Origin of the sequence: Stutzerimonas urumqiensis, assembly GCF_003640395.1 — a bacterium.
GTDB lineage: Bacteria > Pseudomonadota > Gammaproteobacteria > Pseudomonadales > Pseudomonadaceae > Stutzerimonas > Stutzerimonas urumqiensis.
Map to the genome: position 1 here is coordinate 457268 of NZ_RBZQ01000003.1, position 25491 is coordinate 482758.

The window sequence follows — 25491 nt, forward strand, 5'->3', positions numbered from 1 at the left end:
CCCGCGTACCGACCCTCGTTCCGGCACTTACAGCGCGCGCCTTCCTTGGCATACTACGGCGGCTCAGTTGCCCCGGTGTCCTCCATGCTTCGTATCCTTCCAGCGCTTGTCCTGACCGGCCTGCTGCTACCGACCGCTGTCCTCGCCGACGAGCGCGCCCAGACGCGCGAGCAGATCGAGGCGGCCCGCCGGGACGTCGCCGAATTGCAGAAGCTGCTCAAGCAGATCGAACGCGAGAAGTCCGGCGTCCAGCAGAAGCTTGAGAGCACCGAAAAGGAGATGGGCGCCCTGCAAGAGCAGGTCGACGAACTCGAACAGGAGCTCGGCGAAAGCGAGCAGGAGCTGCAACGGCTCGAAGAGGAAAAGACCACCCTGGAAGGCGCCCGGCTCGAACAGCAGCGCCTGATCGGCATCCAGGCTCGCGCCGCCTACCAGAGCGGTCAGCAGGAATACCTCAAGCTGCTGCTCAACCAGCAGAATCCGGAAAAATTCAGCCGCACCCTCACCTACTACGACTACCTGAGCCGCGCGCGTTTCGAGCAGGTCGAGCAGTTCAACGAGACCATTCGCCAGCTCAACGCGGTCGGTGCCGAGATCGAAACGCAGCGAATCGCCCTGGCGGAGAAAAAAGCCGGCCTCGAGGATCGCCGCGCCGCCCTCGCGGCTGTCCGCGAGGAGCGTCAGCAGACCCTGGCCAAGCTCGAACGCAACATCGCCAGTCGCGAGGAAAAGCTCGAGGCGCGACGCCAGGAGCAGGCCCAGCTCGAACGTGTGCTGCGCACCATCGAAGAAACGCTGGCCCGGCAGGCACGCGAGGCGGAGCTGGCGCGCCAGCGCGAACTCGCACAAGCACGCGAACTAAAAGAGCAAGCACAAGCCAGCACCCCGACGGCCCCTTCCGGTCCGCGCGTCGCGACCGGCAGCGCATTCGGCGGCCCCTTCGCCCAGGCCAAGGGCAAGTTGCCCTGGCCGGTCGACGGCCGCCTCGTCGCCCGCTACGGCACTCCTCGCGCGGGCGACGCTCGAAGCAAATGGGACGGCGTGCTGATCGGCGCCGCGCCCGGCACGCCGGTACGCGCCGTGCATGGCGGCCGGGTGGTATTCGCCGACTGGCTGCGCGGCGCCGGCCTGCTGGTGATCCTCGATCACGGCAACGGCTACCTGAGCCTCTATGGCCATAACCAGAGCCTGCTGCGCGATGCCGGCGACCTGGTCAAGGCCGGGGAGCCGATCGCCACGGTCGGTACCAGCGGCGGACAGAACACCGCCGCCCTGTATTTCGCCATTCGCCAACAAGGCCGCCCGAGCGACCCGGCGCAATGGTGTCGCGCGCAGGGATGACGCGCCTCTTACCTTGGAGTTAGACATGCTGCAGCTGCGCCCCATCGCCCGCCCCTCGAGCCTGGCCCTTGCCGTCCTGCTGGCCTGGCAGGGCTCTGTCATGGCCCAGGAGCAAACGCCAGCCGACCTCGACCTGACGCCGCCTGCCGAGCTTGCCGAGCCGGAGATCAAGGCGCCGCTGCCGCTGGACGAACTGCGCACCTTCGCTGAGGTGATGGACCGCATCAAGGCGGCCTACGTCGAGCCGGTCGACGACAAGACCCTGCTGGAGAACGCCATCAAGGGCATGCTCAGCAACCTCGATCCGCATTCGGCCTACCTCGAGCCGGAGGCGTTCGCCGACCTGCAGGAAACCACCAGCGGCGAGTTCGGCGGGCTCGGCATCGAAGTCGGCATCGAAGATGGCTTCATCAAAGTCATCGCGCCGATCGACGACACCCCGGCCTCGCGCGGGGGCATCGAGGCGGGCGATCTCATCGTCAAGATCGACGGCCAGCCGACCAAGGGCCTGGGCATGATGGAAGCCGTCGAGCAGATGCGCGGCAAGCCCGGCACCCAGGTCACGCTGACGCTGGTGCGCGAAGGCGGCAAGCCCTTCGATGTCGAGCTGACCCGCTCCAACATCAAGGTGGAGAGCGTCAAGAGCCAGATGCTCGAACCCGGCTACGGCTACCTGCGCATCACCCAGTTTCAGGTCCACAGCGGCGACGAAGTCGAGAAGGCGCTGGCGCGCCTGCGCAAGGAAAACGACGGCAAGCTCAAGGGCCTGGTGCTGGACCTGCGCAACAACCCCGGCGGCGTGCTGCAATCGGCGGTGGAAGTCGCCGATCACTTCCTCACCGACGGGCTGATCGTTTACACCGAGGGACGGATTCCCAACTCCGAACTGCGCTTCAGCGCGGACCCCGCCGATGCCTCCGAAGGCGTACCGCTGGTGGTGCTGATCAACGGCGGCAGCGCCTCGGCCTCCGAGATCGTCGCCGGCGCCCTGCAGGATCACAAGCGCGCCGTGCTCATGGGCACCGACAGCTTCGGCAAGGGCTCGGTGCAGACCGTGCTGCCGCTCAACAATGACCGCGCGCTGAAGCTGACCACCGCGCTGTACTACACGCCCGATGGTCGCTCCATCCAGGCGCAGGGCATCGAGCCGGACATCCGTGTCGAGCGCGCCAAGCTGACCCGCGAGAACGGCGTCGACACCATCCGCGAGGCGGACCTTGCCGGCCACCTGGGCAACGGCAATGGCGAGCCCGATCGGCCGAGCGACACACCAGCAGACGCCGACGAGCCACGCCCACAGGAAGACGACTACCAGCTGTCGCAAGCGCTGAATCTGCTCAAGGGTTTGAACCTCACCCGCCGCCAGTGAGGCACTGGCTAGGGCGCAGCGCGCTCTGCGCGCTGCTGTGCGGGGTCGTATCCAGCGGCTTGCAGGCGGCGCCCGCGCCCCGGGACAAGCTGCCGGACAGCGCCCCGAAGCTCACGCTCATCATCGATGACGTCGGCCAGAATCTGGCCGAGGGCCGGCGCGTGATCGCGCTGGATGGGCCGGTCGCGCTCGCCGTGTTGCCCGATACGCCGCATGCCGCCCAGCTGGCCAGGCTGGCTCACCGCGCGGGCAAGCCGGTCATGCTGCACCTGCCGATGGCACCGGCGACCGGGCCTTACAGCTGGTCACCCGGGCTGGATGAGGCGACCTTGCAGAGCCGCCTCCAGGCGGCGCTCGGACGCGTGCCCTATGCCGAGGGCGTCAACAATCACATGGGCAGTCGGATGACGGAGCGATCCGCGCCCATGCATTCGCTGATGCAGAGCCTGCAACGCCGCCATCTGTTCTTCGTCGACAGCCGCACCACGCCTCGCACGCAAGCCGCGGCGATGGCACAGCAGACACAGCTGGCGAGCCTGTCACGCGACATCTTCCTTGACGATGACCCACGCCCCGAGGCGATCGCCCGTCAGTTCCGCTCGGCCATCGCACTGGCGCGGGAACAGGGATCGGTGGTCATGATCGGCCATCCGCGGCCGTCGACGCTGCGGGTGCTCGAACGCGAGCTGCCAAAGCTCTCGGCCGCCGGTATCGATTGGGTCGGCCCGAAGCTGATGATCGCCGTGCGCGGTAACCGCGCCATGCCTGCGCATGGGCGCGACGGTCGCTACGCACGGCCGGACTCATAGATAGCGGGCCTTGATCTGCTCGACCGTGCCGTCGGCCTTCATGGTGTCGAGAGCGGCCTGCAAGCGCTGGATGACCTCGTCCGGGGTGTCCAGGTTAAAGGCCAGGAACAGCTCTGCATCGTTGAAGCGCAGGGCGGTCGCCAGGCCGGTCACGCCCTCCTGCTTGGCCAGGTAGGGGCCGACGGGGTCGGTGGTGGCCCAGAGGTCGATCTCGCCCTTGAGCAGTTTGTCGAGGTTCTTCGAGTCCTGAAGCGCATTGATCGGCTCCAGGCCCTGCCCTTCCAGGTACTGGCTGACAGCGTCGTTCTTGTAGGCGCCGATCTTGTAGTTCGCCGCCTCGGCGAGGCTGCCCAGGCGCAGGTCGCTCCCTGGCCTGGCGAGCAGCACCCAGCCGGTCCCGGCCAGCGGACCCACCCACTTGAACAGCGGCTTGCGCGCTTCGGTGAAGGTGGTGGAAAAGAGCGCATGGTCGGCTTTTTCCAGCGTCTGGTCGTAGATGCGGCTCCACGGGAAGCGCAAGGCCATGTCATAGGGCACTTCGGCGCGCCTGAACATTTCCTGCACGATTTCGGTGTTGATCCCGGAAATGTTTTTCTCGTAGGCGAAGTTCTTGGCGTTGTCCGCCATGTTGAACGGCGGGAAGTTCTCCGTCTGCACGGTGACTCGGTAGGCCGGCGGCAGTTCGGCATGCGCGGTGAGGCACAGCAGCAGCGAGAACGCCGCGAGGACAGGTTTCAGCATGGAACGCTCCTTGTGAATGACATCGTCACGCGCGATCACCCCCTCCGCTGGGTAGCCGCGTGTGAAGCTCATCCAAAGCAAGATGCGAACCAGCCGCGTACGGCCCGAGGGCAACACGACAAACTCATGGCTGATCGCCATCAGGACAGGCCTACAACCGCCTGGCGCGGACCGGTCGGTCAATACCGGCCGACCGCGCCTGCCGGCTGCCAGTACGCACGGAAACGCGCCACCACGGACGGCCGCGCACCGCCGCGATGTGTCGCCAGGAAACGAAACGGCTCAGAGGTAACGGTTGCGGATCGCTTCCAGCCTGCCTTCGGCGCGCATCTCGTCGAGCGCCGTTTGCAGCCGCTGGACGATCTCATCGGGCGTTTCCTTGTTCAGCGCCAGGTACAGGTCGGCGCCACCGAACCGGAGCACCGTCTTGAACCCGCTGGCACCTTCCTGCCTGGCCAGGTAGAAGCCCACCGGGTCGCTCGTCGCCCATAGATCGAGGTCGCCGTTCACCAGCTTGGCGACGTTGTTGCGGTCGTTGAGCGCGAGCGCTGGCACCAGCCCCTTGTTCTGGAGGTGCTCGGCTATCGCTCCGCCGGTGTAGGCACCGATGCGGTACTGGCTGGCCTCCTCGAGGCTAGTCACGCTGATGGGGCTGTCCCCGCGCGCGAGCAGGACCCAGTGATCCGGACCGACCGGGCCGACCCACTTGAATTGGTCCTCGCGCGCTGGCAGCCGCGCCGTGACGAACAGGCCATAGCCGGGCTGCTGCAGCGTGGTGTTGTAGATGCGATCCCAGGGAAACCGCAGCGTCAGGGTGTAGTCGATCCCGGCGCGCTTGAACATCTCGCGCACCGTATCGGCGCCGATGCCGCTGATGTGTTCGTCACGCGCGTAGTTCTTGCCGCCCTGTGCCATGTTGTAGGGTGGGAAATTCTCGGTGAGCAGATCGATCCTGGCCGGCGCTTCGGCGTGAACCGGGCCGCCGAGCAGCAGCAGAACGGCCGCAAGCGCGGCGAGTGGGGTCTTGAGCATGGTACGTCTCCTTGTCGATGCACTCCGCTGGCGGAGCGCTCCTTGTATGCCGCCCCGGCGGGTTAGCGCATGACGATACCCTGGCCAGCCAGATAGGCCTTGACCTCGGGCACGGTGTACTCGCCGAAGTGGAAGATGCTTGCGGCCAGCACCGCGTCGGCCTTGCCCTGGAGGATGCCGTCGGCCAGGTGCTGCATGTTTCCCGCACCGCCCGAGGCGATCACCGGAATGCGCAACGCTTCGCTGATGGCGCGCGTGACGCCCAGGTCATAGCCGCTCTTGACGCCGTCCTGGTCCATGCTGGTCAGCAGGATCTCGCCCGCGCCGAGGTCTTCCATCTTCCTGGCCCAGGCCACGGCATCCAGTCCGGTGGGCTTGCGCCCGCCGTGCGTGAAGATTTCCCAGCGATCGGGCTCGCCGGGGGCCGAGACCTTCTTCGCGTCGATGGCCACGACGATGCATTGCGAGCCGAAGCGTGCGGCCGCCTCGCCGACGAATTCCGGGGTGAATACCGCGGCGGTGTTGATCGAAACCTTGTCGGCCCCGGCATTGAGCAGGTTGCGGATGTCCTGCACGGTGCGGACGCCGCCGCCGACCGTCAGCGGGATGAACACCTGGCTCGCCATGCGCTCGACGGTGTGCAGCGTGGTATCGCGGTTGTCGACGCTGGCGGTGATGTCGAGAAAGGTGATCTCGTCGGCGCCCTGCTCATCGTAGCGGCGGGCGATCTCCACCGGATCGCCGGCGTCGCGGATGTTCTCGAACTTCACGCCCTTGACCACGCGACCGTTGTCCACGTCGAGGCAGGGGATGATGCGTTTGGCCAGGGCCATATCGAACTCTCTCGTTGGGCTAGGGCGCGGATAACCGCGCCGTGTATCAATCTGCCGCCAGGCGTCGGTGCTCGATCAGCTCGCGGTCGATGAAGGCGGCGATCATTGCGCGGTACACCCGCTCGACCACATCGGTGTCAGCATTGTGTTGGCTCGCCAGCGCAACCACTTTGGCGATCACTTGCTCGACGCGCGCTGGCGCGCGGACCTGGCTGTCGTCACGCTTGAACGCTGCCGCCTGCTTCACCAGATGTTCACGGCGCGCCAGCAGTTCGACAATGCGTTCGTCCAACGCATCGATGCCGGCCCTCACTTCGTCGAGATCGCGGCAGAGGGGAGCTGGCTCGGACCTGTCCATATCTACTCCGCCTTCATCCGCAGATCGCAAATCGCCTGCGCTTCGGCGACGTCGAGCGTGCCTTCGTAGATCGCCCGGCCGGTGATGGCGCCGATGATGCCCGGCGCGCCGGCATCGAGCAGCGCCTGGACGTCGCCGATGTTATGGATGCCGCCCGAGGCGATCACCGGGATCTTGGTGGCGTTGGCCAGCGCGGCGGTCGCCGGCACGTTGCAGCCCTGCATCATCCCGTCGCGGGCGATGTCGGTGTAGACGATCGCCGACACGCCATCGGCCTCGAAGCGCCTGGCCAGGTCGATGACCTGCATTTCGCTCACCTCGGCCCAGCCATCGGTGGCGACGAAACCGTCCTTGGCATCCAGGCCGACGATGACCTTGCCCGGAAAGGCTCGGCACGCCTCGGCGACGAATTCGGGTTCCTTGACCGCCTTGGTGCCGATGATGACGTAGCTGACACCGGCGCGAACATAGTGCTCGATAGTCTCCAGCGAGCGGATGCCGCCGCCGATCTGGATCGGCAGCTCGGGGTAGCGAGCGGCGATCGCGGTCACCACGTCACCATTGACCGGCTGACCCTCGAAGGCGCCGTTCAGGTCGACCAGGTGCAGCCGACGGCAGCCAGCGACGACCCAGCGCGCCGCCATGCTGACCGGATCGTCGGAAAACACCGTGGACTCATTCATCCGGCCCTGGCGCAGCCGGACGCAGGCGCCATCCTTGAGGTCGATTGCGGGAATAATCAGCATTGTTCGAAACCTGTCTGAAACGAATCGGTGGGTCAGCTTTTCTCGAGCGCCCAGAGGTCGCTCTCGATCCCGGCGAATCGGTCGCTCAGGAGTGTCTGAGTGTCGGCGATCGCGCGGTTGTAATAGTGAGGACCGAGTTCCTGGGCGAAGAAGTCGATGATTTCCTGCACCTCGAAGCTACCCAGGCGAACCTCGAAGCGATCATCGAGCAACCGCTTCAGCCCCTCGCATGCCGCTTGCTGTACCGCCGGGTCGAGCTTCAGCATCGGCGGCTTGCTCCGGCTCATTACCAGCGCCCGTCCCACGCCGCGAAGTTCTGCAGCAATTGCAGCCCATGCGTGTGGCTTTTCTCGGGATGGAATTGGGTGGCGAAGCGCGAACCGTCGGCCAGCGAGGCCGCGAAGTCCAGGCCGTAATGCCCTCTCCCGACGACTTGGCGCGGGTTGCCGGCCTCGATGTAATAGCTGTGCACGAAGTAGAAGCGGCCGTTGTCCGGGATGTTGTGCCAGAGCGGGTGGTCGACGGCCTGGTAGACCTCGTTCCAGCCCATGTGCGGCACCTTCAGCGGCTCGCCGTCTTCACGCAGGTCATTGCCGAAACGACACACCTGGCCAGGAAACAGGCCGATGCAATCGACGCCGCCGTTCTCCTCGCTGCGTTCCATCAGCGCCTGCATGCCGACGCAGATGCCGAGGAAGGGTCGATCGACGCTGACCTCGCGCACCAGCGCATCGAAGCCCAGCCGGCGAATTTCGGCCATGCAATCGCGGATCGCGCCAACACCGGGAAACACGATGCGATCGGCTTCGCGAATGACGGCCTCGTCGCTGGTCACCAGCACCCGGCCGGCACCGACGTGTTCGAGCGCCTTGGCCACGGAATGCAGGTTGCCCATCCCGTAGTCGATGACGGCGACCGTCTGCATCACAGGCATCCCTTGGTGGACGGCATCTGCCCCGCCATGCGCGGGTCGCGCTCGACGGCCATGCGCAGCGCACGGCCGAAGGCCTTGAACACCGTCTCGATCTGGTGATGCGTGTTGACGCCGCGCAGGTTGTCGATGTGCAGGGTCACCTGGGCATGGTTGACGAAGCCCTGGAAGAATTCCTGGAACAGGTCGACATCGAACTTGCCGACCACCGCGCGGGTGTAGGGCACGTTCATGTGCAGCCCGGGACGGCCGGAGAAGTCGATCACCACGCGCGACAGCGCCTCGTCGAGCGGCACGTAGGCATGGCCGTAGCGGACGATGCCCTTCTTGTCGCCGATCGCCTTGGCGAAGGCCTGGCCGAGGGTGATGCCGACGTCCTCGACGGTATGGTGATCGTCGATGTGCAGATCGCCGTTGCATTCAAGGTCGATGTCGATCAGCCCGTGCCGGGCGATCTGGTCGAGCATGTGCTCTAGGAAGGGAACGCCGATGGCGAATCTCGCCTTGCCGGTGCCATCCAGATTGATCGACGCCTTCACCTGCGTTTCCAGGGTGTTGCGCTCGACGTAAGCCGTACGTTCGGCCATCACTGCTCCGCAAATGCCACGGGGAAAAGGCGGCCATTATAGGCGCGCGCGACAGGCCCCGGCTACCGGCGCCCGTGGCGCGGGTTTACACTGGCCGGCCCGCATCCAGGAGGCCGCCATGCCCGTTCAGGTCGAAACCGTCTCGCAGCCGTCCGCCCAGGATCGCCTGGATCTGGCGCGCATCTATGCCGACGCGCCGGACTGGCTGCTGGCGCCCCACGCCGATGCCCAGGCGCTGATCGACGCCGGCCTCGCCGCCGGCACCCTGATCGCCGGCCGCTTCAACGACCGCCTGCTCGGCGCGGCGCTGCTGACGCGCGGCGATCGGCCGTGGCAGCTGTCGCATCTCTGCGTGCGCGCCGTGACGCGTCGCCGCGGTGTCGGCCGGCGCCTGCTGGAACAGGCGCGTGCCTGGGCCGAATCGGCCGGACAGCCCCTGCATCTCGCCGCGCCGCCAGGGCACCTGGAATCCCAGGCACTCGCGGCCAGGGCTCAATTGCCGCTCGCCTCGCTCTAGCGCGCCGGCATGGCGCTCCGGAACCCGAGCGGCGCCGATCGCTCAAAGCAAAGCGCCATCATCGGACGGGGTACGGCCAAGGCTATACTCGGCCCCTTTCGCCCTCACCCGTCCAAGTAATACGACTACAAGGATCCGTCATGAAAGCGCTCGCCAAGATCCTGGGCCTCGTCGTCTTCGGGTTGCTGCTCATCATCGTGGCGCTCGGGTTCGTGCTGACCCACTTCTTCGACCCCAATGACTACAAGGACGAAATCCAGCGCCTGGCGCGGGAGAAGGCCGGCGTCGAGCTGACCATCGACGGCGACATCGGCTGGAGCCTGTTTCCCTGGCTCGGCCTGGAGCTGCACGACACCACCGTCGCCAGCGCACGCACGCCGGACCAGCCACTGGCCGACCTGCGCATGCTGGGGCTTTCGGTACGGGTCATGCCGCTGCTGCGGCGCGAAATCCAGATGAGCGATATCACGGTCGACGGCCTCGACCTGACGCTGCGGCGCGACGCCGAGGGCCGCGGCAACTGGGAGGGCATCGGCGAACCGCTGCCGGCCGACTCGCCGCAAGCAGCGGCCGAGCCCGCGCCGGTGCAAGCCCCGCGCGAACCCGAGCAACCGGCCGGGAACGACCGTCCGATGCGGCTCGATATCGACAGCCTGACCGTTCGCGATGCGCGTGTTTCCTATGAAGATGCGCGCACCGGCAACCAGTACAGCGCCGAAGGCATTGAGCTGATGACCGGCGCCATCCGCGAGAACACCCCGATTCCGGTCAAGCTCAGCGCCTTCTTCGGCAGCAACAAACCGGTGATGCGTGCGCGCGCCGAGCTGACCGGCACGCTGCGCTTCGACAATGCCCTGCGGCGCTACCTGTTCGACAACCTCAAGCTGGCCGGCGAGGCCTCTGGCGAGCCGCTCAACGGCGAAACCCTCAACTTCACCGCGCAGGGCGCGCTGATGGCCGACCTCGCTGCCCAGGTGGCCGAATGGAACGGGATGAAATTCACCGCCAACCAGCTGCGCGGCCTGGGCGAACTCAAGCTGCGCGACCTGCAGGGCGAACCCAAGCTGGCAGGCACGCTGTCGATTGCCCAGTTCAATGCCCGCGAGTTCCTCCAGAACCTTGGCCAGCCCTTGCCGGCAATGGCGGACGAAGCCGCGCTCGGCAAGGTCGAACTGGTCGGTCGGCTCGCTGGTACCGCCGACAGCCTCGCGCTCGAAGAGCTCAAACTGCAGATCGATGACACCATCCTCACGGGTCGCGTGGCATTGGCCGACCTGGAGACCGGCAGGATACAGGCCTCGCTCAAGGGGGATCGCATCGTGCTCGACCGCTACCTGCCGCCACCGAGCGCAGAGGACGCGGCCGAGGCGCAGGCACGCGCCGAACGCAACCGGGTCGCCACCGCGGCCACCACCGGCTCGGCGACCTCGCCGCTGCCCGAGGAACCCACCGCGAACGCCTGGAGCAGCGAGGACATCCTGCCGGTGCAGGCGCTACGCGGGCTGGACGGCAATGTCTCGCTGAATCTGGACCAGCTCAGCTACCGCAAGCTGCCGCTCGAAGCGCTGACCCTCAAGGCCAAGGCCGACGGCGGCCTGCTGACGCTCGAAACGCTCCGGGCGAACCTGTTCGGCGGTCGCCTGGAAACCACCGGCACGCTCAACACGCGCCCGGCCCTGCCGCTGCTCGACATCAACGAACGAATGACCGGCGTCCCGGTCGAGCGGCTGCTGACGGCCTTCGACCAGAAGCCCGTGGTCCACGGCATTCTCGACCTGACCGCCGACCTGCAAACCCGCGGCAACAGCCAGCAGGCCTGGGTGGACAACCTCGACGGCCGTATCGATTTCGTCATCGACAATGGCGTGCTGGTCGACGCCAATCTGGAACAGCAGCTCTGCCAGGCCATCGCCACCCTGAACCGCAAGACGCTTACCACCGAACCGCGCGGCCGCGATACGCCGTTCCGCACCCTGCGCGGCAGCCTGGTGTTCAACGACGGTGTCGCCACCAACCCGGACCTGCGCGCCAGCATTCCGGGCCTGACGGTCAATGGCCGCGGCGACCTCGACTTGCGAACGCTGGGCATGGACTACCGCGTCGGCATCGTCATCGAAGGCGACCAGGGCGCGATGCCCGACCCGGCCTGCCAGGTCAATGAGCGCTATGTCGGCCTGGAATGGCCGCTGCGCTGCCGCGGCCCGCTGGAACTGGGCGCGCGCGCCTGCCGCCTGGACAAGGACGGGCTCGGCAAGATCGCGGCGAAGCTGGCCGGCGACAAGCTGACCGAAAAGATCGAGGAAGAACTCGGCGACAAGGTGAGCCCGGAACTGAAAGACGCGCTCAAGGGGCTGTTCGATCGATGAGCCCCGAGCAGTTCGGCTCGGCGGTGCTCGACTGGTACGACCGCCACGGCCGCAAGCACCTGCCCTGGCAGCAGGGCATCACGCCATACCGCGTGTGGGTGTCCGAGATCATGCTGCAGCAGACCCAGGTCAGCACCGTGCTTGGCTACTTCGACCGCTTCATGACGGCGCTGCCGACCGTCCAGGCGCTCGCCGCGGCGGCAGAGGATGAAGTGCTGCACCTGTGGACCGGCCTCGGCTACTACAGCCGCGCCCGCAATCTGCACCGCACCGCGAAAATCGTCGTCGAGCAACACGGCGGCGAGTTTCCAGCCGACGTCGACGCACTGGCCGAGCTGCCCGGCATCGGGCGCTCGACCGCCGGCGCCATCGCCAGCCTGAGCATGGGCCTCCGCGCCCCGATCCTCGATGGCAACGTCAAGCGCGTACTGGCGCGTTTCGCCGCGCAGGACGGCTATCCCGGCGAGCCGAAGGTGGCTCGGCAGCTCTGGGCGCTGGCCGAGCAGCTCACGCCACGGCAGCGGGTCGCCCATTACACCCAGGCGATGATGGACCTGGGCGCCACCCTGTGCACCCGCAGCGCACCGAGCTGCCTGATCTGCCCGCTACAGACCGCCTGCCAGGCCCACCGGCTGGGCCGCGAAACCGACTTTCCGGTACCCAAGCCGCGCAAGACCCTGCCGCAGAAGCGAACCCTCATGCCGCTTCTGGCCACCGCCGAGGGCGCCATCCTGCTCTATCGCCGGCCGTCCAGCGGGCTTTGGGGCGGCCTGTGGAGCTTGCCGGAGCTGGACGACCTCGCCGGGCTCGACCCGCTCGCCGCACGTCATGCCCTGCAACTGGGCCAGCGCCGCGAACTGACCGGACTGACCCACACTTTCAGCCATTTCCAGCTGGCGATCGAGCCCTGGCTGGTGCAGGTGCAGGGCACCGCGCCCGCCGTGACCGAGGCGGACTGGCTCTGGTATAACCTCGCGTCTCCGCCGCGCCTCGGCCTGGCCGCTCCGGTCAAGGCCCTGCTGGCCCGCGCAGCGACCGAACTACAGGGAGACTCGCCATGACCCGCACCGTCACGTGCCGCAAGTACAAGCAGGAACTGCCCGGCCTGGACCGCCCGCCCTACCCGGGCCCCAAGGGCGAGGACATCTTCAACAACGTGTCGCGCCAGGCCTGGGAAGACTGGCAGAAGCACCAGACCATGCTCATCAACGAGCGGCGGCTGAACATGATGAATGCCGACGATCGCAAGTTCCTGCAGGCGGAGATGGACAAGTTCTTCTCCGGCGAAGCCTATGCCCAGGCCGACGGCTACGTCCCGCCAAGCGCCTGATACCCCGCCGGGCGGCGCTAAACGCCCGTCCCGGCTAAAAAATTTCCGCAGCCTTGTTGACAGGTCAAAACCAAATCCGTTTAATGGCGCCCCGTTGCCCAGGTAGCTCAGTTGGTAGAGCAGGGGATTGAAAATCCCCGTGTCGGCGGTTCGATTCCGTCCCTGGGCACCATGAATTGCGAAACCCCTGATCCGAAAGGCTCAGGGGTTTCTTTTTTTCTGCCGTGCGGATTCAGCGCGACGGCGCCTTGCGTGGCCTCGTTTCGCTCAGAGCGCCAGGCGCACCGCCAGCGCGGCCAGGGACGCGAGCAGGACGGGCAGCGTCAGCACGATCCCTACCCTGCAGTAGTAACCCCAGCCGATGCGGATTCCCTTGCGCGCCAGCACGTGGAGCCAGAGCAGGGTGGCGAGGCTGCCGATCGGCGTGATCTTCGGGCCCAGGTCGCAGCCGATCACGTTGGCGTAGATCATCGCATCGCGCACCAGGTCCGTGGCCTCCGAGCCCTGGATCGAGAGGGCGACCACCAGCACCGTCGGCATGTTGTTCATCACCGAGGAAAGCCCCGCGCTCAGCAGGCCGGTGCCCAGCGCGGCGGCCCAGAGGCCGCGCTGGGCAAGCCAATCCAGCACCAGGGTGAGTGCATCGGTCAGCCCGGCGTTCTTCAGCCCGTAGACCACCAGATACATGCCCAGCGAGAACACCACCACCTGCCACGGCGCTTCCCGCAGGACGCGGCGCGTCGAAATCACGCCCGCCCGCTTGGCCACCAGCCACAGCACCGCCGCGCACGCGGCCGCCACGACGCTGATCGGAATGCCCAGCGGTTCCAGCGCGAACAGGCCGAGCAGCAGTATCGCCAGCACGCACCAGCCGACACGGAAGGTCGCCGCGTCGCGAATCGCCTCGCGTGGCGCCTTCAACAGGGCGAGTTCGTACGTCGCCGGGATGTCCCGGCGGAAGAACAGCAACAGCACGGCCAGGCTCGTGCCGACGCTGACCAGGTTCACCGGCAGCATGACCGATGCGTACTCGCTGAAGCCGAGGCCGAAGTAATCGGCCGATACGATGTTCACCAGGTTCGATACCACCAGCGGCAGGCTGGCGGTGTCGGCGATGAATCCCGCCGCCATGACGAAGGCCAGGGTGGTCGCCGGGCTGAACCGCAGGGCAACGAGCATCGAGATGACGATCGGCGTCAGGATCAGCGCGGCCCCGTCATTGGCGAACAGTCCCGAAACGGCCGCGCCGAGCAGGACGGTGAAGGCGAACAATCGCGTCCCTCGCCCCTTGGCCCAGCGCGCGACGTGCAGCGCCGACCACTCGAAGAAGCCGGCCTCGTCGAGCAGCAGGCTGATGACGATGATCGCGATGAACGTGGCCGTCGCATTCCAGACGATGTCCCAGACGATGGGGATGTCGCCCGGCGAAACCACTCCGGTCAGCAAGGCCAGCGCCGCGCCGATCGATGCGCTCCAGCCGACGCCGAGCCCCCGCGGCTGCCAGATGACCAGGGCGACGGTGGCGCTGAAAAGGGCGAACGCGAGCGGCATGCAGATGGATTCCGGTGGGGGGCGACGCGCCATCGAAGCCAGGCGGGGCGCGACGACGAGCGCGGACTATAGGGAAATCCCGCTGCTTGGCAAGCGCCGCTCCGGCGCTCCACGGCATCGAAGCGGCGGAACGCTTCGCGCAGGCGCACCTCAAAAAAACATCACCGCCAGCCGGCCGATACGGCGCATCGCGCGGCCGCTTCGGCCAGGGTTGGCCGTCTTGTCGTGTTAGGCTTTGCCGTTCGCCTAAAGGCGCCCCCTCGAATCGCAAGAAACAGGAGAGCAGCATGCAGGCCGGACAGCCTTCGTCATCCACCCTCAATCCGCCCGTTTTCATTGGCTCGGCGGTACTCATCCTCGCGCTCGTCTTGTTCAGCGCGCTCATGCCGGAACGGGCACAGACCCTCTTCGGCGACCTGCAAGCCTGGATCATCGCCAACGTCAGCTGGCTCTATATCCTCGCGGTCGCGGTGATCCTGCTCACCGTCGTGCTCGTCGCCTTCAGTCGCTACGGCGACATCAAGCTCGGCCCGGACCACAGCCAGCCGGATTACGGAAACACCACCTGGTTCGCCATGCTGTTTTCGGCAGGCATGGGCATCGGCCTGATGTTCTTCGGCGTCGCCGAGCCGGTGATGCACTTCCTCGACCCGCCCGTCGGCGTGGGCGGCGACGTGGCCGCCGCGCGCGAGGCCATGAAGATCACCTTCTTCCACTGGGGCCTGCACGCCTGGGCCATCTACGCCATCGTCGCGCTGATCCTGGGGTACTTCAGCTACCGTCACGGCCTGCCACTGACCCTTCGCTCGGCGCTGTATCCGCTGATCGGCGACCGCATCCACGGTCCGATCGGGCATGCGGTGGATATCTTCGCCGTCATCAGTACGGTCCTTGGCGTGGCCACGTCGCTGGGGTTCGGCGTCACGCAGATCAACACCGGCCTCAACCATCTGTACGGGATACCGATCTCGATCCCCGTGCAGATCGGCCTGATCATCGGCACCACCGCGCTGGCGACCGTGTCGGTGGTCACCGGGCTGGACAAGGGCGTGCGGCGCCTGTCGGAGCTGAACCTGGGCCTGGCCGTGCTGTTGCTGGGGCTGGTCCTGGTCACTGGGCCGACGGTGTTCATCCTGCAGACCTTCGTGCAGAACACCGGCAGCTACCTGTCGGACCTCGTGAGCAAGACCTTCAACCTCTACGCCTACGAGCCGAACGACTGGATCGGCGGCTGGACGCTGTTCTACTGGGGTTGGTGGCTGGCCTGGTCGCCCTTCGTCGGCCTGTTCATCGCGCGGATCTCGCGCGGGCGCACCATTCGCGAGTTCGTCACCGGCGTGCTGCTGGTGCCGGCCGGCTTCACCCTGCTGTGGATGACCGTGTTCGGCGACACGGCCATCCACATGATCATGCTGGAAAACATCACCAGCCTGGGCGAAGCCATCGAGCAGGACAGCTCGCTGGCGCTGTTCGCCTTTCTCGAGCACTTCCCCTTCAGCTCGGCCATCTCGCTGATCGCGATCATCATGGTGGTGGTGTTCTTCGTGACCTCCGCCGACTCCGGCGCGCTGGTCGTCGACCTGCTCGCCTCCGGCGGCCGCGAGCCCACGCCGACCTGGCAGCGCGTGTTCTGGGCCTCATCGATGGGCGTCGTCGCCATCGCCCTGCTGCTGGCCGATGGCCTGACCGCACTGCAGACCGCCACGATCGCCAGTGCCCTGCCCTTCACCATCGCGCTGCTGCTGTCCATGTGGGGGCTGCTGAAAGCGCTGCGCCTCGATGCCACCAAACGCGACCTGCGCTACCTGGCGCCGAACATCTCGCCGAGCGCGCCGAGTACCGGCGGTGGCTGGCAGCGCCGCCTGCACAACCTGTTGCACCTGCCCGGCCGTGGCGAAGTCGCACGGTTCATCGAGGAAGTGGCGGCGCCGGCGTGCACGGCGGTCGTCGAGCAACTGAGCGCGGAAGGCATCGAAAGCCGCATCGAGCGCGGCGAAGACGGTCGCGTGCGACTGGAGGTGCTGCGCGCCGGCGAGGTGGATTTCACCTACGAAGTACGCCGCAAGGCCTACCCGCGCCCGGCGTATGCGCCCGACGACGACGAGGGCGACCAGGAGTATTACCGCGCCGAGGTGTACCTCAAGGAGGGCGGGCAGAACTACGACCTGATGGGCTGGCGCAAGGACGAGGTGATCGGCGACATCCTCGACCAGTACGAAAAGCACCTGCACTTCCTTCATCTGGTCCACTGAGGTATCACCCGACGGCCGGCCATGCGCCGGCCGAACGGGTAAGACGCGGGCGGCTCGAAGGCTGGACAGCCCTCGACAGGAGCCGACCATGAGCCAGCCAGCCGACTCACAGCGCGTCACCCCGATCAGCACACCTGAAGACATCGAAGACGCCACCACGCCGGATCGGGACGACAACGCCTACACCGGGCCGGAAACCCTGCCCGAAGACCCGATCATCAACAGTGAAGACCAACGCTGACGGACCGGGCGGCGGCCTCGCCACAGGAGGCCGCCGTCATCGTCAGAGCACCACCAGCCCCAGCACCCATACCGTCAGCATGCCCGCCAGGCCCTGCACCAACGTCGCGGCAGTCTGCGCGCGGTAGGCCGTGGACACCTTCATCCGGCTGAACTGGGTCACCACCCAGAAGAAGCTGTCGTTGGCGTGCGAGACGGTCATCGCACCGGCACCGATCGCCATTACTGTCAGCACCCGGCCCATCTCGCTGTCCAGCCCGAGGTTGGGCAGCAGCGGCGCAACCATCGCTGAAGTGGTCACCAGCGACACGGTCGACGAGCCCTGGGCACTCTTGAGCGCCGCCGCGACCAGGAACGGCATGAACAAGCCGATGCCGAGCGCCGACAGCGTCTGACCGAGATAGTCGGTCAGCGGCGCCGCCTTCAGCACCGCACCGAACGCACCGCCGGCACCGGTGATGAGCAGGATCGGCGCGGCCGAGACGATGCCGTCGACCACCTGATCATGAAACTGCTGGCGCTTGTTCTCGCCCTCCAGCAGCGTGCAGGCCAGCGCGAGGCCGACCAGCAGTGCGACCACCGGCTGCCCCAGGAAGCCCAGCACGTCGAGCACCAGCCCGTCGCCCAGCGGCCGTGTCGGGAAGGCCGCGACCGAGCCGAGGCAGATCAGCGCGATCGGCATGAAGATCGGCGCGAACGCCTGCCAGGCGCTCGGCAGCGTGCCGTAACGCTGCTTCAGCGCCTCGAAGCTTTCGCTCTGCGCCAACAGCTCGCTCGGCGCCTCCTCGAGCAGCAGCGCATCGTCCTGGCGCAGAAACCGGTTGGCCCAGAGCATGCCGGCCAGCGCCGTGACCAGCGCCACCACCAGGCCGACGCCGATGACCAGGCCCAGGTTGTCCTCGAGGCCGAGATTGCCCGCCGCCGCGATCGGGCCGGGCGTCGGCGGGACGAAGGTATGGGTCGCGTAGAGACCGGTGGCCAGCGCCACGCTCATCGCCACCACCGAGACCTTCATGCGGGCGGCCAGCGCATTCTTCAGCGAATTGAGGATGACGTAGCCCGAGTCGCAGAACACCGGGATCGATACCAGGTAGCCGATGATCGACACCGTTAGTGTCGGGAACCGCTCGCCCAGCACGCGAATCACGGTCTCGGCCATCGTGATCGCCGCGCCGCTGCGTTCGAGGATCACCCCGATGATGGTGCCGAGCACGATGACGATGCCGATGTAGCCCAGGATGCCGCCGAAGCCAGCGGCCACCGTCTTGAGGATGTCCGCCGGCGGCAGGCCATAGGCGAACCCGCCGATCAGCGCGGCGAGCAGCAGTGCGAGAAAGGGATGCAGCTTCAGCCGCGTGGTCGCCAGCACGATGAACGCGACCAGCGCCAGCAGGATCAGTACCAGGCCCATGTTCAGCTCCTTCGATAGGTGGGGCCGACCGGGCCCGTATTCGCCGGTCGGCTCAAGGCTCAGACAGGCCGCGCCAGGCGCTGTTCGCGCTGAACGTTGGCGGGCGGCCGCGCTCGAACCTACTCCACGACAGGAGGCACCATGAACGACTCGATCGACACCGACGAAGACCAGGACCCGCTCGACAGCCCCGACGATTTCGAGACCGACGGCAAGGATGGCCAGGAGCCCGACGCCCTGCCGGACGATGCCGGCGTGGACGGCAACGACTGACCCCACGTCACCTGCGACGCCCGGTGCATTGCCGCCGCTTGCGCGGCATGCCTAGAATCGCGCCATGTCTCGCCTGCTGCGGCTCTGCCTGCTCCTGATCGTCAGCCTTGCGCTTCCCGTCAACGGGATGGCGAGCGTGACCCTGGGCGCGATGCCTTGCCCGATGGAACAGCCGGCCGATCCGCTGCAATCGGCACACGCCGGTCACGGCGAGATGCACGAGCCCGCCGCGGTCTCCCCTTCGCCGGCGGACCACATGAGCGACGACGGCACCTGCGACATGAGCCAGACCTGCAAGTCGTGCAACCTGTTGCAACTCGACCTGGCAAGCACCCGCACCTTCCTTGGGGCCTCCCCCACGCTGCATTGGGCCGACGGCGACTTCGTTCCGTCGCAAGTGCCCGACCCACGCTGGCGCCCACCCCGCGCCTGATCGCCTGCTCAGTCCCTGAACGCCACGCCCGGTCTGGCCGGTGCTGGCTGTTGCGCATGCTTGCGTGCGCCCGTGACACAGGACATCAGACCTATGCGTCCCCTATTCCGCACGGCCGGCCTCCTGCTGGCCTGCATCGGCGCCTGGCCAAGCCTGGCCGGCGCGCTGACGCTCGACCAGGCGCTGCGCCTGGCCGAACGACAGGCACCTTCGCTCGCCGCACAGGCCGCCAACCTGTCCGCCGCACGCAGCGCGGCGATCCCGGCCGGCAAGCTACCCGACCCGCAACTGCGCCTCGGCATACAGAACCTGCCGATCGAAGGCGACGCCCGCTACCGTCTCGAAGAAGACGGCATGACCATGCAGATGATCGGCTTCATGCAGGCGGTGCCCAACCGCGCCAAGCGTGAAGCGCGCATCGACGCGGCCGAGGCCGGCATCGCCGTCGCCGAACGGCAGCGCGATGTCGAGCGACTGCGCGTGCGCCGCGAAACCGCCCAGGCCTGGACGGCGCTGCTGGCCGTCGAACGCAAGCTCGCGCTGTTCGACGGGCTGTACCGCGAGAACCGCTTGCTCGCCGAAGCGGTGCGGGCACGCCTGGCCGGTGGCCAGGGCCGGGTCGCCGAGGCCGTCCTGCCCAAGCAGGAAGCCGCGCTGCTCGCCGAACGGGAAGACACCCTGATCCAGACCCGCGACGCCGCGCGTGCCGCACTACGCCGCTGGATCGGCGACACCGCCGACCAGCCGCCCACCGGCGACTGGCCCCGCTGGCCGACCGAACCGACCCGTTATCGCCATCACCTGAGCGCGCATCCGGAGCTGGTGCTGTTCGACCCGCGCACCGAACTGGCCGAAGCCCAGGTGCGCGAGGCACTCGCCGACAAGCGTCCCGACTGGGCCTGGGGCGTCGACTACCAGCGCCGCGGTCGCGAATACGGCGACATGCTGAGCCTGAGCGTCAGCATGGACTTGCCGCTGTTCAGCGCGACCCGGCAGGACCCGAAGATCGCCGCCCGGCGCGCACGGGTCGAGCAGCTGGACGCCGAGCACGAAGCCGCCCGGCGCGAGCTTCGCGAAGCGCTGGAAACCCAGCTCGCCGAGCACCGCCGCGCCGCTCGGGCGGTCGACCGGCTGGAGCAGGTGCTGTTGCCGCTGGCCGAGGAAAAGGTCGCGCTGGCGATGGATGACTACCGCGCCGGCCGCGGCGACCTGACCGCCGTGATCGATGCCCGGCGCGAACGCGTCGAAACCCGCCTGCGCGCCATCGACCTGGCCGCCGAACGCGCCGCCCTTGGCGCGCGCCTGTACTACGCCTTCGGAGAAACCCCATGAACACCCTGACCCAACGCGGCCTGCAGGCCGTACTGGCACTGGCGCTGTCTGTGTCCACAGGGCTGGTCGTTGCCGAGCAGACCGAGCGCGAGGTGCTCTACTGGTACGACCCGATGTACCCGCAACAGCGGTTCGACGCGCCGGGCAAGTCGCCCTTCATGGACATGGACCTGGTGCCCCGCTACGCCGAACCCGGCGGCGACGCGAGCGGCCTGCGCATCGACCCGCGGGTGACGCAGAACCTGGGGGTGCGGCTGGCCGAGGTGCGTCGCGCACCGTTCGATCAGCCGCTGGTGGCGACCGGCAACCTGGCCTTCGATGCTCGCAGCGTCGCGGTGGTGCAGGCGCGCAGCGGCGGCTTCGTCGAGCGCGTCCATCCGCTCGCACCCGGCGATGTGATCGCCGCGGGCGCGCCATTGGCCGAACTGCTGATACCCGAGTGGGCGGCCGCGCAGGAAGAATTCCTCGGTCTGCGTCGGCTCGGCGAACCGGAGCTGCTGGCCGCCGCCCGCCAGCGGCTGCGCCTGGCGGGCATGCCCGCCGACCTGATCGCCCGGCTCGAACGCACCGGCCAGGTCCAGTCGACCTGGACCGTCACCAGCCCCCGCGCCGGCGTCATCGAAACGCTCGAGGTTCGCCAGGGCATGACGCTCGCGCCCGGCCAGACCCTGGCGCGCATCAACGGCCTCGACCCGGTGTGGCTGGAGGTGGCGGTGCCCGAGGCGCAGGCCGGTCGGCTCGCCGCGGGTCAGGCGGTGGAGGCGCGACTGGCGGCCCTGCCCGGCCAAGTCCTGCGCGGCGAAGTGGATGCCATCCTGCCTCAGGCCGATGCGGCGACGCGCACGGTGACCGTTCGCGTCGTGCTGCCGAACCCTGACGGACGCCTGCGTCCCGGCATGAGCGCCGAAGCCGAACTGGCGACCGCAACGGGCGAGCCGACGCTGGCGATCCCGACCGAGGCGGTGATCCGTACCGGTCGGCGAGCGCTGGTGATGCGCGCCGACGGGGAAGGCCGCTTCCAGCCGGTGGAAATCCGCACCGGGCGCGAATCGGCCGAGCTCACCGAAGTGCTCGAGGGCCTCTCGGAAGGCCAGCAGGTGGTTGCATCGGGACAGTTCCTGCTCGACTCGGAGGCGAGCCTGCGCGGGCTCGCCGTCCAGGCACTCGGCAGCACGCCCGCGGCGCCGCCACCGGCGCTGCACGAGGCCGAGGGGACGCTGGTCGCGCTCGACGGCGACATGGTCGGCTTGTCCCACGGACCCTTCGAGACGCTCGGCATGCCCGGCATGACCATGCCCTTCCCGGTCGCCGATCCGGCCCTGCTGAAGGGCCTGAAGGTGGGTGACCGGGTCCGCGTCGGCGTGCGGCAGACCGACGACGGCCTGCTGATCGAGCGCATCGAGAAGCTCGCCGGACACGCCGAACAGACCCCCGCCGCGCCAGAGGCCGCACCGCACGAGGGACATCACTGATGATCGCCTCCCTCATCCGCTGGTCGGTCGCCAACCGCCCGCTGGTGCTGCTGGCGACCCTGTTCGCCGTGGCCGCCGGGCTCTGGTCGCTCCGGCACACGCCCATCGACGCCCTGCCGGACCTGTCCGACGTGCAGGTGATCGTCCGCACCTCCTACCCCGGCCAGGCGCCGCAGCTGGTCGAACAGCAGGTCACCTACCCGCTGGCGACCACCCTGCTCTCGGTGCCCGGCGCGAAAACCGTGCGCGGCTATTCGTTCTTCGGCGACAGCTATATCTATGTGCTGTTCGAGGACGGGACGGACCTCTACTGGGCCCGCGCCCGCGTGCTGGAGTACCTGAACCAGGCGCAGGCTCGCCTGCCGGCTGGCGTCACGCCGGCGCTCGGGCCGGACGCCACCGGGGTTGGCTGGATCTACCAGTACGCGCTGGTGGATCGCAGCGGCACGCACGATCTGTCGCAGCTGCGGTCGTTGCAGGACTGGTTCCTGCGCTATGAGCTCAAGACCCTGCCGAACGTGGCGGAAGTCGCGGCGATCGGCGGCATGGTCAAGCAGTACCAGATCCTGCTCGACCCGGTGAAGCTGGCCGCTCGCGGGCTGACGCAGGGCGACGTCGCCGCCGCGGTGCAGGCCGCCAACCAGGAAGCCGGTGGCAGCGTGCTGGAATTGGGCGGCGCGGAGTTCATGGTGCGCGCGTCGGGCTATCTCCAGTCGCTTGCCGACTTCCGGCAGATCCCGCTGAAGCTCGACGCCCGCGGCGTACCCATCACGCTCGGCGAGGTGGCGCACGTCCAGCTCGGCCCGGAGATGCGGCGCGGCATCGCCGAACTCGATGGCGAAGGCGAGGTGGTCGGCGGCGTGGTGCTGCTGCGCGGCGGCAAGAACGCCCGCGCGACGCTCGCCGCGGTGCAGCGCAAGCTGGACGACCTGCGCAGCGCCTTGCCGGCCGGGGTCGAGATCGTCACCACCTACGACCGCAGCCAGCTCATCGATCGCGCCGTGACGAACCTCGGCCACAAGCTGATCGAGGAATTCATCGTCGTGGCGCTGGTCTGCGGCCTGTTCCTCTGGCACCTGCGCTCCTCGCTGGTCGCGGTCATCTCGCTGCCGATCGGGGTGCTGATCGCCTTCATCGTCATGCGCTGGCAAGGCGTCAACGCCAACATCATGTCGCTGGGCGGCATCGCCATCGCCATCGGCGCGATGGTCGACGCGGCGGTGGTGATGATCGAAAACGCCCACAAGCACCTCGAGCGCTGGCGGCACGAGCACGCCGGCCAAGCGCCGACGGGCGATGCCCACTGGCGCGTCATCACCGAGGCGGCCATCGAGGTCGGTCCGGCGCTGTTCTTCAGCCTGCTGATTATCACGCTGTCGTTCGTCCCGGTGTTCACGCTCGAGGCGCAGGAAGGGCGGCTGTTCGGCCCGCTGGCGTTCACCAAGACCTATGCGATGGCGGCCGCGGCCGGGCTGTCGGTGACGCTGGTGCCGGTGCTGATGGGCTACTGGATACGCGGCCGCATCCCGGATGAGGCGCGCAACCCGCTCAATCGGGGGCTGATCCGCCTTTACCGCCCGGCGCTGGATGCGGTTTTGCGACGGCCCAGGCTCACGCTGGTGGTCGCGCTGGCGATCTTCCTGACCGGCTGGTATCCCGCCAGCCGGCTGGGGGGCGAGTTCCTGCCACCGATGGACGAAGGCGACCTGCTCTACATGCCCACCGCGCTGCCGGGCCTGTCCGCGCAGGAGGCCGCGCGGCTCCTGCAGCGGACCGATCGCATGATTCGCTCGGTCCCGGAGGTGGCCCAGGTGTTCGGCAAGGCGGGGCGCGCCGACAGCGCCACCGACCCCGCACCGCTCGAGATGTTCGAGACCACGATCCGCTTCAAGCCGCGCGACCAGTGGCGCCCGGGCATGACGCCCGAGCGCCTGGTCGAGGAACTCGACCGCGCCGTGCAGGTGCCGGGGCTGGCGAACCTGTGGGTGCCGCCGATCCGCAACCGCATCGACATGCTCGCCACCGGCATCAAGAGTCCGATCGGGGTGAAGGTCGCCGGCAACGAGCTGGCGCAGATCGACCGCGTCACCCAAGCCATCGAGCGCGTCGCGGCAACCGTGCCCGGCGTCAGCTCGGCCCTGGCCGAACGGCTCACCGGCGGCCGCTACATCGACGTCGACATCGACCGCGCCGCCGCGGCGCGCTACGGCCTGAACATCGCCGACGTACAGGCGATCGTCAGCGGCGCCATTGGCGGCGCGACCATCGGCGAGACGGTCGAGGGCCTGGCGCGCTACCCGATCAACCTGCGCTATGGCCGCGAGTGGCGCGACTCGCTGAGCGACCTGAACGACCTGCCGATCTACACGCCGCAGGGCAGCCAGATCACCCTCGGCACGGTCGCGGCGATACGGGTGAGCGACGGGCCGCCCATGCTCAAGACCGAAAATGCGCGGCTCTCGGGCTGGGTCTATGTCGATGTCCGCGGCCGCGACCTGGCATCGGTCGTCAGCGACCTGCGTGCGGCGATCGATCGCGAGGTCCAGCTCGAGCCCGGCATGAGCCTGAGCTTTTCGGGGCAGTTCGAGTTCCTCGAGCGCGCCAACCAGCGGCTGATGCTGGTGGTGCCGGCGACGCTCGCGATCATCCTGGTGCTGCTCTACCTGACGTTCGGCCGCATGGACGAAGCGCTGCTGATCCTGGCGACGCTGCCGTTCGCGCTGACCGGCGGGGTCTGGTTCCTGTATTTGCTGGGCTATCACCTGTCGGTGGCGACCGGGGTGGGCTTCATCGCGCTGGCCGGTGTCGCGGCCGAGTTCGGCGTGATCATGCTGCTGTACCTGAAGAACGCCTGGCTCGACCGGCAGCGAGCGGGCGCCGCGCCCGACGAGACCGACCTGATCGAAGCGATCCGCCTCGGTGCGGTCCAGCGCGTGCGGCCCAAGGCGATGACGGTGGCGGTGATCATCGCCGGCCTGCTGCCGATTCTTCTCGGCGGCGGCACCGGCAGCGAAATCATGAGCCGCATCGCCGCGCCGATGGTGGGCGGCATGGTCACGGCGCCGCTGTTGTCGCTGTTCGTCATCCCGGCCGCCTATCGGCTGATGCGTCGCCGCGCACTCGCGCGTCCCGCCTCCTTGCACCATCGACCAACCTCGGGAGCAACCCCATGAAGTCAATCGCCTGCACCCTGCTCATTCTCGCCTGCGCCCCGGTCATGGCGGCCCAGCCGATGGCCGACCATTCGACGGAGGCGGTCAACGCCACGGCCACCGCACAGGCCACCGGCACCGTGCGCAAGATCGATCACGACAGGGGCACCCTCGTGCTCGCGCACGACCCGGTACCGTCACTCGGCTGGCCGGCGATGGTCATGCCGTTCAAGGCCAGCGCCGAGCAGCGCGCGGCGGTCGCCGTGGGCGATGCCGTGGCGTTCGAGTTCGACCCGGAGGGCATGGCGACGCTGCTCCATATCGAGAAACGCTGAGCGGCACGCCGATCGCCGCGAGCCGCTTGCGCCGCGGCGGCCGCCCGCGTCGCTCCTCAACGACCGGCCTGACTGGCGGG

25 protein-coding genes and 1 tRNA gene are annotated in these 25491 nt (G+C 67.8%); 16 read left to right on the forward strand and 10 right to left on the reverse strand.

Annotated features, from left to right (window positions below):
• The first annotated feature begins 84 nt into the window (after positions 1–84).
• From D7325_RS08105 to D7325_RS08115, 3 genes are read left to right on the forward strand one after another with little or no spacing between them, the layout of a single operon-like run.
• Positions 85–1341: a murein hydrolase activator EnvC family protein gene (locus D7325_RS08105; protein ID WP_120995045.1), complete on the forward strand. Its 1257-nt coding sequence runs from the start codon at positions 85–87 to the stop codon at positions 1339–1341.
• A 25-nt stretch (positions 1342–1366) separates the two neighbouring features.
• Entirely contained in the window at positions 1367–2710 is a 1344-nt protein-coding gene (locus D7325_RS08110) for a S41 family peptidase (protein WP_120995046.1), read from the forward strand.
• On the forward strand, positions 2707–3519 hold the full coding sequence (locus D7325_RS08115; protein WP_120995047.1) for a divergent polysaccharide deacetylase family protein: 813 nt from the start codon (positions 2707–2709) through the stop codon (positions 3517–3519). The genes D7325_RS08110 and D7325_RS08115 overlap by 4 nt, the downstream gene beginning before the upstream one ends.
• Here D7325_RS08115 and D7325_RS08120 read toward each other — a convergent pair.
• From D7325_RS08120 to hisB, 8 genes are all read right to left on the reverse strand, one after another.
• Entirely contained in the window at positions 3514–4260 is a 747-nt protein-coding gene (locus tag D7325_RS08120) for a substrate-binding periplasmic protein (protein WP_120995127.1), read from the reverse strand. The genes D7325_RS08115 and D7325_RS08120 overlap by 6 nt on opposite strands.
• Positions 4261–4542: 282 nt before the next feature.
• Positions 4543–5292 carry a substrate-binding periplasmic protein gene (locus D7325_RS08125; protein WP_120995048.1) on the reverse strand — a complete coding sequence of 250 codons (750 nt, stop codon included), beginning with the start codon at positions 5290–5292 and terminating at the stop codon, positions 4543–4545.
• Positions 5293–5354: 62 nt separating this feature from the next.
• Complete coding sequence (gene hisF, locus D7325_RS08130; RefSeq protein ID WP_120995049.1) at positions 5355–6125, reverse strand: imidazole glycerol phosphate synthase subunit HisF; 771 nt, start codon at positions 6123–6125, stop codon at positions 5355–5357.
• Positions 6126–6171: 46 nt separating this feature from the next.
• Complete coding sequence (locus tag D7325_RS08135; RefSeq protein WP_120995050.1) at positions 6172–6483, reverse strand: chorismate mutase; 312 nt, start codon at positions 6481–6483, stop codon at positions 6172–6174.
• A gap of 2 nt (positions 6484–6485) precedes the next feature.
• Positions 6486–7229 carry a 1-(5-phosphoribosyl)-5-[(5-phosphoribosylamino)methylideneamino]imidazole-4-carboxamide isomerase gene (hisA, locus tag D7325_RS08140; protein WP_120995051.1) on the reverse strand — a complete coding sequence of 248 codons (744 nt, stop codon included), beginning with the start codon at positions 7227–7229 and terminating at the stop codon, positions 6486–6488.
• Between the two features lie 32 nt (positions 7230–7261).
• The gene (locus D7325_RS08145; RefSeq protein WP_120995052.1) at positions 7262–7516 is read right to left on the reverse strand and encodes a DUF2164 domain-containing protein; all 255 of its coding nucleotides are present in this window, start codon (positions 7514–7516) and stop codon (positions 7262–7264) included.
• Positions 7516–8154 (reverse strand): imidazole glycerol phosphate synthase subunit HisH, encoded by a 639-nt coding sequence (gene hisH / locus D7325_RS08150; protein WP_120995053.1) that lies wholly within the window; start codon positions 8152–8154, stop codon positions 7516–7518. Before hisH ends, D7325_RS08145 begins: the two co-directional genes overlap by 1 nt.
• Positions 8154–8747, reverse strand: coding sequence for an imidazoleglycerol-phosphate dehydratase HisB (gene hisB, locus D7325_RS08155; protein ID WP_120995054.1), 594 nt, complete (start codon positions 8745–8747; stop codon positions 8154–8156). The genes hisH and hisB overlap by 1 nt, the downstream gene beginning before the upstream one ends.
• Positions 8748–8865: 118 nt before the next feature.
• Here hisB and D7325_RS08160 point away from each other — a divergent pair, with 118 nt between their 5' ends.
• From D7325_RS08160 to D7325_RS08180, 5 genes are all read left to right on the forward strand, one after another.
• A complete protein-coding gene (locus tag D7325_RS08160) occupies positions 8866–9264 on the forward strand; it encodes an acetyl-CoA sensor PanZ family protein (protein ID WP_120995055.1) in 399 nt (132 codons plus the stop codon).
• Positions 9265–9404: 140 nt separating this feature from the next.
• Positions 9405–11630: an AsmA family protein gene (locus tag D7325_RS08165; protein ID WP_120995056.1), complete on the forward strand. Its 2226-nt coding sequence runs from the start codon at positions 9405–9407 to the stop codon at positions 11628–11630.
• The gene (gene mutY / locus D7325_RS08170; protein ID WP_120995057.1) at positions 11627–12691 is read left to right on the forward strand and encodes an A/G-specific adenine glycosylase; all 1065 of its coding nucleotides are present in this window, start codon (positions 11627–11629) and stop codon (positions 12689–12691) included. Before D7325_RS08165 ends, mutY begins: the two co-directional genes overlap by 4 nt.
• A complete protein-coding gene (locus tag D7325_RS08175; RefSeq protein WP_120995058.1) occupies positions 12688–12960 on the forward strand; it encodes an oxidative damage protection protein in 273 nt (90 codons plus the stop codon). The genes mutY and D7325_RS08175 overlap by 4 nt, the downstream gene beginning before the upstream one ends.
• A gap of 96 nt (positions 12961–13056) precedes the next feature.
• Positions 13057–13132: transfer RNA gene (locus D7325_RS08180), tRNA-Phe, on the forward strand.
• Positions 13133–13227: 95 nt separating this feature from the next.
• Here the strand turns inward: D7325_RS08180 and D7325_RS08185 are convergent.
• Complete coding sequence (locus D7325_RS08185) at positions 13228–14511, reverse strand: arsenic transporter (protein WP_120995059.1); 1284 nt, start codon at positions 14509–14511, stop codon at positions 13228–13230.
• Between the two features lie 287 nt (positions 14512–14798).
• On the opposite strand from D7325_RS08185, the gene D7325_RS08190 reads away from it, so the two are divergent.
• Positions 14799–16763 carry a BCCT family transporter gene (locus D7325_RS08190; RefSeq protein ID WP_120995060.1) on the forward strand — a complete coding sequence of 655 codons (1965 nt, stop codon included), beginning with the start codon at positions 14799–14801 and terminating at the stop codon, positions 16761–16763.
• An 88-nt stretch (positions 16764–16851) separates the two neighbouring features.
• Positions 16852–17004, forward strand: coding sequence for a hypothetical protein (locus D7325_RS19055; RefSeq protein ID WP_162988019.1), 153 nt, complete (start codon positions 16852–16854; stop codon positions 17002–17004).
• Positions 17005–17046: 42 nt separating this feature from the next.
• Here the strand turns inward: D7325_RS19055 and D7325_RS08195 are convergent, their stop codons facing one another.
• Positions 17047–18414: a GntP family permease gene (locus D7325_RS08195; RefSeq protein WP_120995061.1), complete on the reverse strand. Its 1368-nt coding sequence runs from the start codon at positions 18412–18414 to the stop codon at positions 17047–17049.
• A gap of 141 nt (positions 18415–18555) precedes the next feature.
• On the opposite strand from D7325_RS08195, the gene D7325_RS19360 reads away from it, so the two are divergent.
• The 6 genes from D7325_RS19360 (at position 18556) to D7325_RS08220 (ending at position 25411) form a co-directional block, all read left to right on the forward strand.
• Positions 18556–18687, forward strand: a complete 132-nt coding sequence (locus tag D7325_RS19360; protein ID WP_281273499.1) for a hypothetical protein — start codon at positions 18556–18558, stop codon at positions 18685–18687.
• A gap of 64 nt (positions 18688–18751) precedes the next feature.
• Complete coding sequence (locus tag D7325_RS08200) at positions 18752–19120, forward strand: hypothetical protein (protein WP_120995062.1); 369 nt, start codon at positions 18752–18754, stop codon at positions 19118–19120.
• Between the two features lie 93 nt (positions 19121–19213).
• Complete coding sequence (locus tag D7325_RS08205) at positions 19214–20452, forward strand: TolC family protein (RefSeq protein WP_120995063.1); 1239 nt, start codon at positions 19214–19216, stop codon at positions 20450–20452.
• Complete coding sequence (locus tag D7325_RS08210) at positions 20449–21924, forward strand: efflux RND transporter periplasmic adaptor subunit (protein WP_120995064.1); 1476 nt, start codon at positions 20449–20451, stop codon at positions 21922–21924. Before D7325_RS08205 ends, D7325_RS08210 begins: the two co-directional genes overlap by 4 nt.
• Entirely contained in the window at positions 21924–25097 is a 3174-nt protein-coding gene (locus D7325_RS08215) for an efflux RND transporter permease subunit (RefSeq protein WP_120995065.1), read from the forward strand. Before D7325_RS08210 ends, D7325_RS08215 begins: the two co-directional genes overlap by 1 nt.
• A complete protein-coding gene (locus D7325_RS08220; protein WP_120995066.1) occupies positions 25094–25411 on the forward strand; it encodes a copper-binding protein in 318 nt (105 codons plus the stop codon). The genes D7325_RS08215 and D7325_RS08220 overlap by 4 nt, the downstream gene beginning before the upstream one ends.
• The last annotated feature ends 80 nt before the right edge of the window (positions 25412–25491 follow it).

Coding starts and splice junctions, on each gene's coding strand:
- D7325_RS08105 (WP_120995045.1), top strand. CDS start 85: ATGCTTCGTATCCTTCCAGCGCTTGTCCTGACCGGCCTGCTGCTACCG.
- D7325_RS08110 (WP_120995046.1), top strand. CDS start 1,367: ATGCTGCAGCTGCGCCCCATCGCCCGCCCCTCGAGCCTGGCCCTTGCC.
- D7325_RS08120 (WP_120995127.1), bottom strand. CDS start 4,260: ATGCTGAAACCTGTCCTCGCGGCGTTCTCGCTGCTGCTGTGCCTCACC.
- D7325_RS08125 (WP_120995048.1), bottom strand. CDS start 5,292: ATGCTCAAGACCCCACTCGCCGCGCTTGCGGCCGTTCTGCTGCTGCTC.
- hisF (WP_120995049.1), bottom strand. CDS start 6,125: ATGGCCCTGGCCAAACGCATCATCCCCTGCCTCGACGTGGACAACGGT.
- D7325_RS08135 (WP_120995050.1), bottom strand. CDS start 6,483: ATGGACAGGTCCGAGCCAGCTCCCCTCTGCCGCGATCTCGACGAAGTG.
- hisA (WP_120995051.1), bottom strand. CDS start 7,229: ATGCTGATTATTCCCGCAATCGACCTCAAGGATGGCGCCTGCGTCCGG.
- D7325_RS08145 (WP_120995052.1), bottom strand. CDS start 7,516: ATGAGCCGGAGCAAGCCGCCGATGCTGAAGCTCGACCCGGCGGTACAG.
- hisH (WP_120995053.1), bottom strand. CDS start 8,154: ATGCAGACGGTCGCCGTCATCGACTACGGGATGGGCAACCTGCATTCC.
- hisB (WP_120995054.1), bottom strand. CDS start 8,747: ATGGCCGAACGTACGGCTTACGTCGAGCGCAACACCCTGGAAACGCAG.
- D7325_RS08160 (WP_120995055.1), top strand. CDS start 8,866: ATGCCCGTTCAGGTCGAAACCGTCTCGCAGCCGTCCGCCCAGGATCGC.
- D7325_RS08165 (WP_120995056.1), top strand. CDS start 9,405: ATGAAAGCGCTCGCCAAGATCCTGGGCCTCGTCGTCTTCGGGTTGCTG.
- mutY (WP_120995057.1), top strand. CDS start 11,627: ATGAGCCCCGAGCAGTTCGGCTCGGCGGTGCTCGACTGGTACGACCGC.
- D7325_RS08175 (WP_120995058.1), top strand. CDS start 12,688: ATGACCCGCACCGTCACGTGCCGCAAGTACAAGCAGGAACTGCCCGGC.
- D7325_RS08185 (WP_120995059.1), bottom strand. CDS start 14,511: ATGCCGCTCGCGTTCGCCCTTTTCAGCGCCACCGTCGCCCTGGTCATC.
- D7325_RS08190 (WP_120995060.1), top strand. CDS start 14,799: ATGCAGGCCGGACAGCCTTCGTCATCCACCCTCAATCCGCCCGTTTTC.
- D7325_RS19055 (WP_162988019.1), top strand. CDS start 16,852: ATGAGCCAGCCAGCCGACTCACAGCGCGTCACCCCGATCAGCACACCT.
- D7325_RS08195 (WP_120995061.1), bottom strand. CDS start 18,414: ATGGGCCTGGTACTGATCCTGCTGGCGCTGGTCGCGTTCATCGTGCTG.
- D7325_RS19360 (WP_281273499.1), top strand. CDS start 18,556: ATGAACGACTCGATCGACACCGACGAAGACCAGGACCCGCTCGACAGC.
- D7325_RS08200 (WP_120995062.1), top strand. CDS start 18,752: ATGTCTCGCCTGCTGCGGCTCTGCCTGCTCCTGATCGTCAGCCTTGCG.
- D7325_RS08205 (WP_120995063.1), top strand. CDS start 19,214: ATGCGTCCCCTATTCCGCACGGCCGGCCTCCTGCTGGCCTGCATCGGC.
- D7325_RS08210 (WP_120995064.1), top strand. CDS start 20,449: ATGAACACCCTGACCCAACGCGGCCTGCAGGCCGTACTGGCACTGGCG.
- D7325_RS08215 (WP_120995065.1), top strand. CDS start 21,924: ATGATCGCCTCCCTCATCCGCTGGTCGGTCGCCAACCGCCCGCTGGTG.
- D7325_RS08220 (WP_120995066.1), top strand. CDS start 25,094: ATGAAGTCAATCGCCTGCACCCTGCTCATTCTCGCCTGCGCCCCGGTC.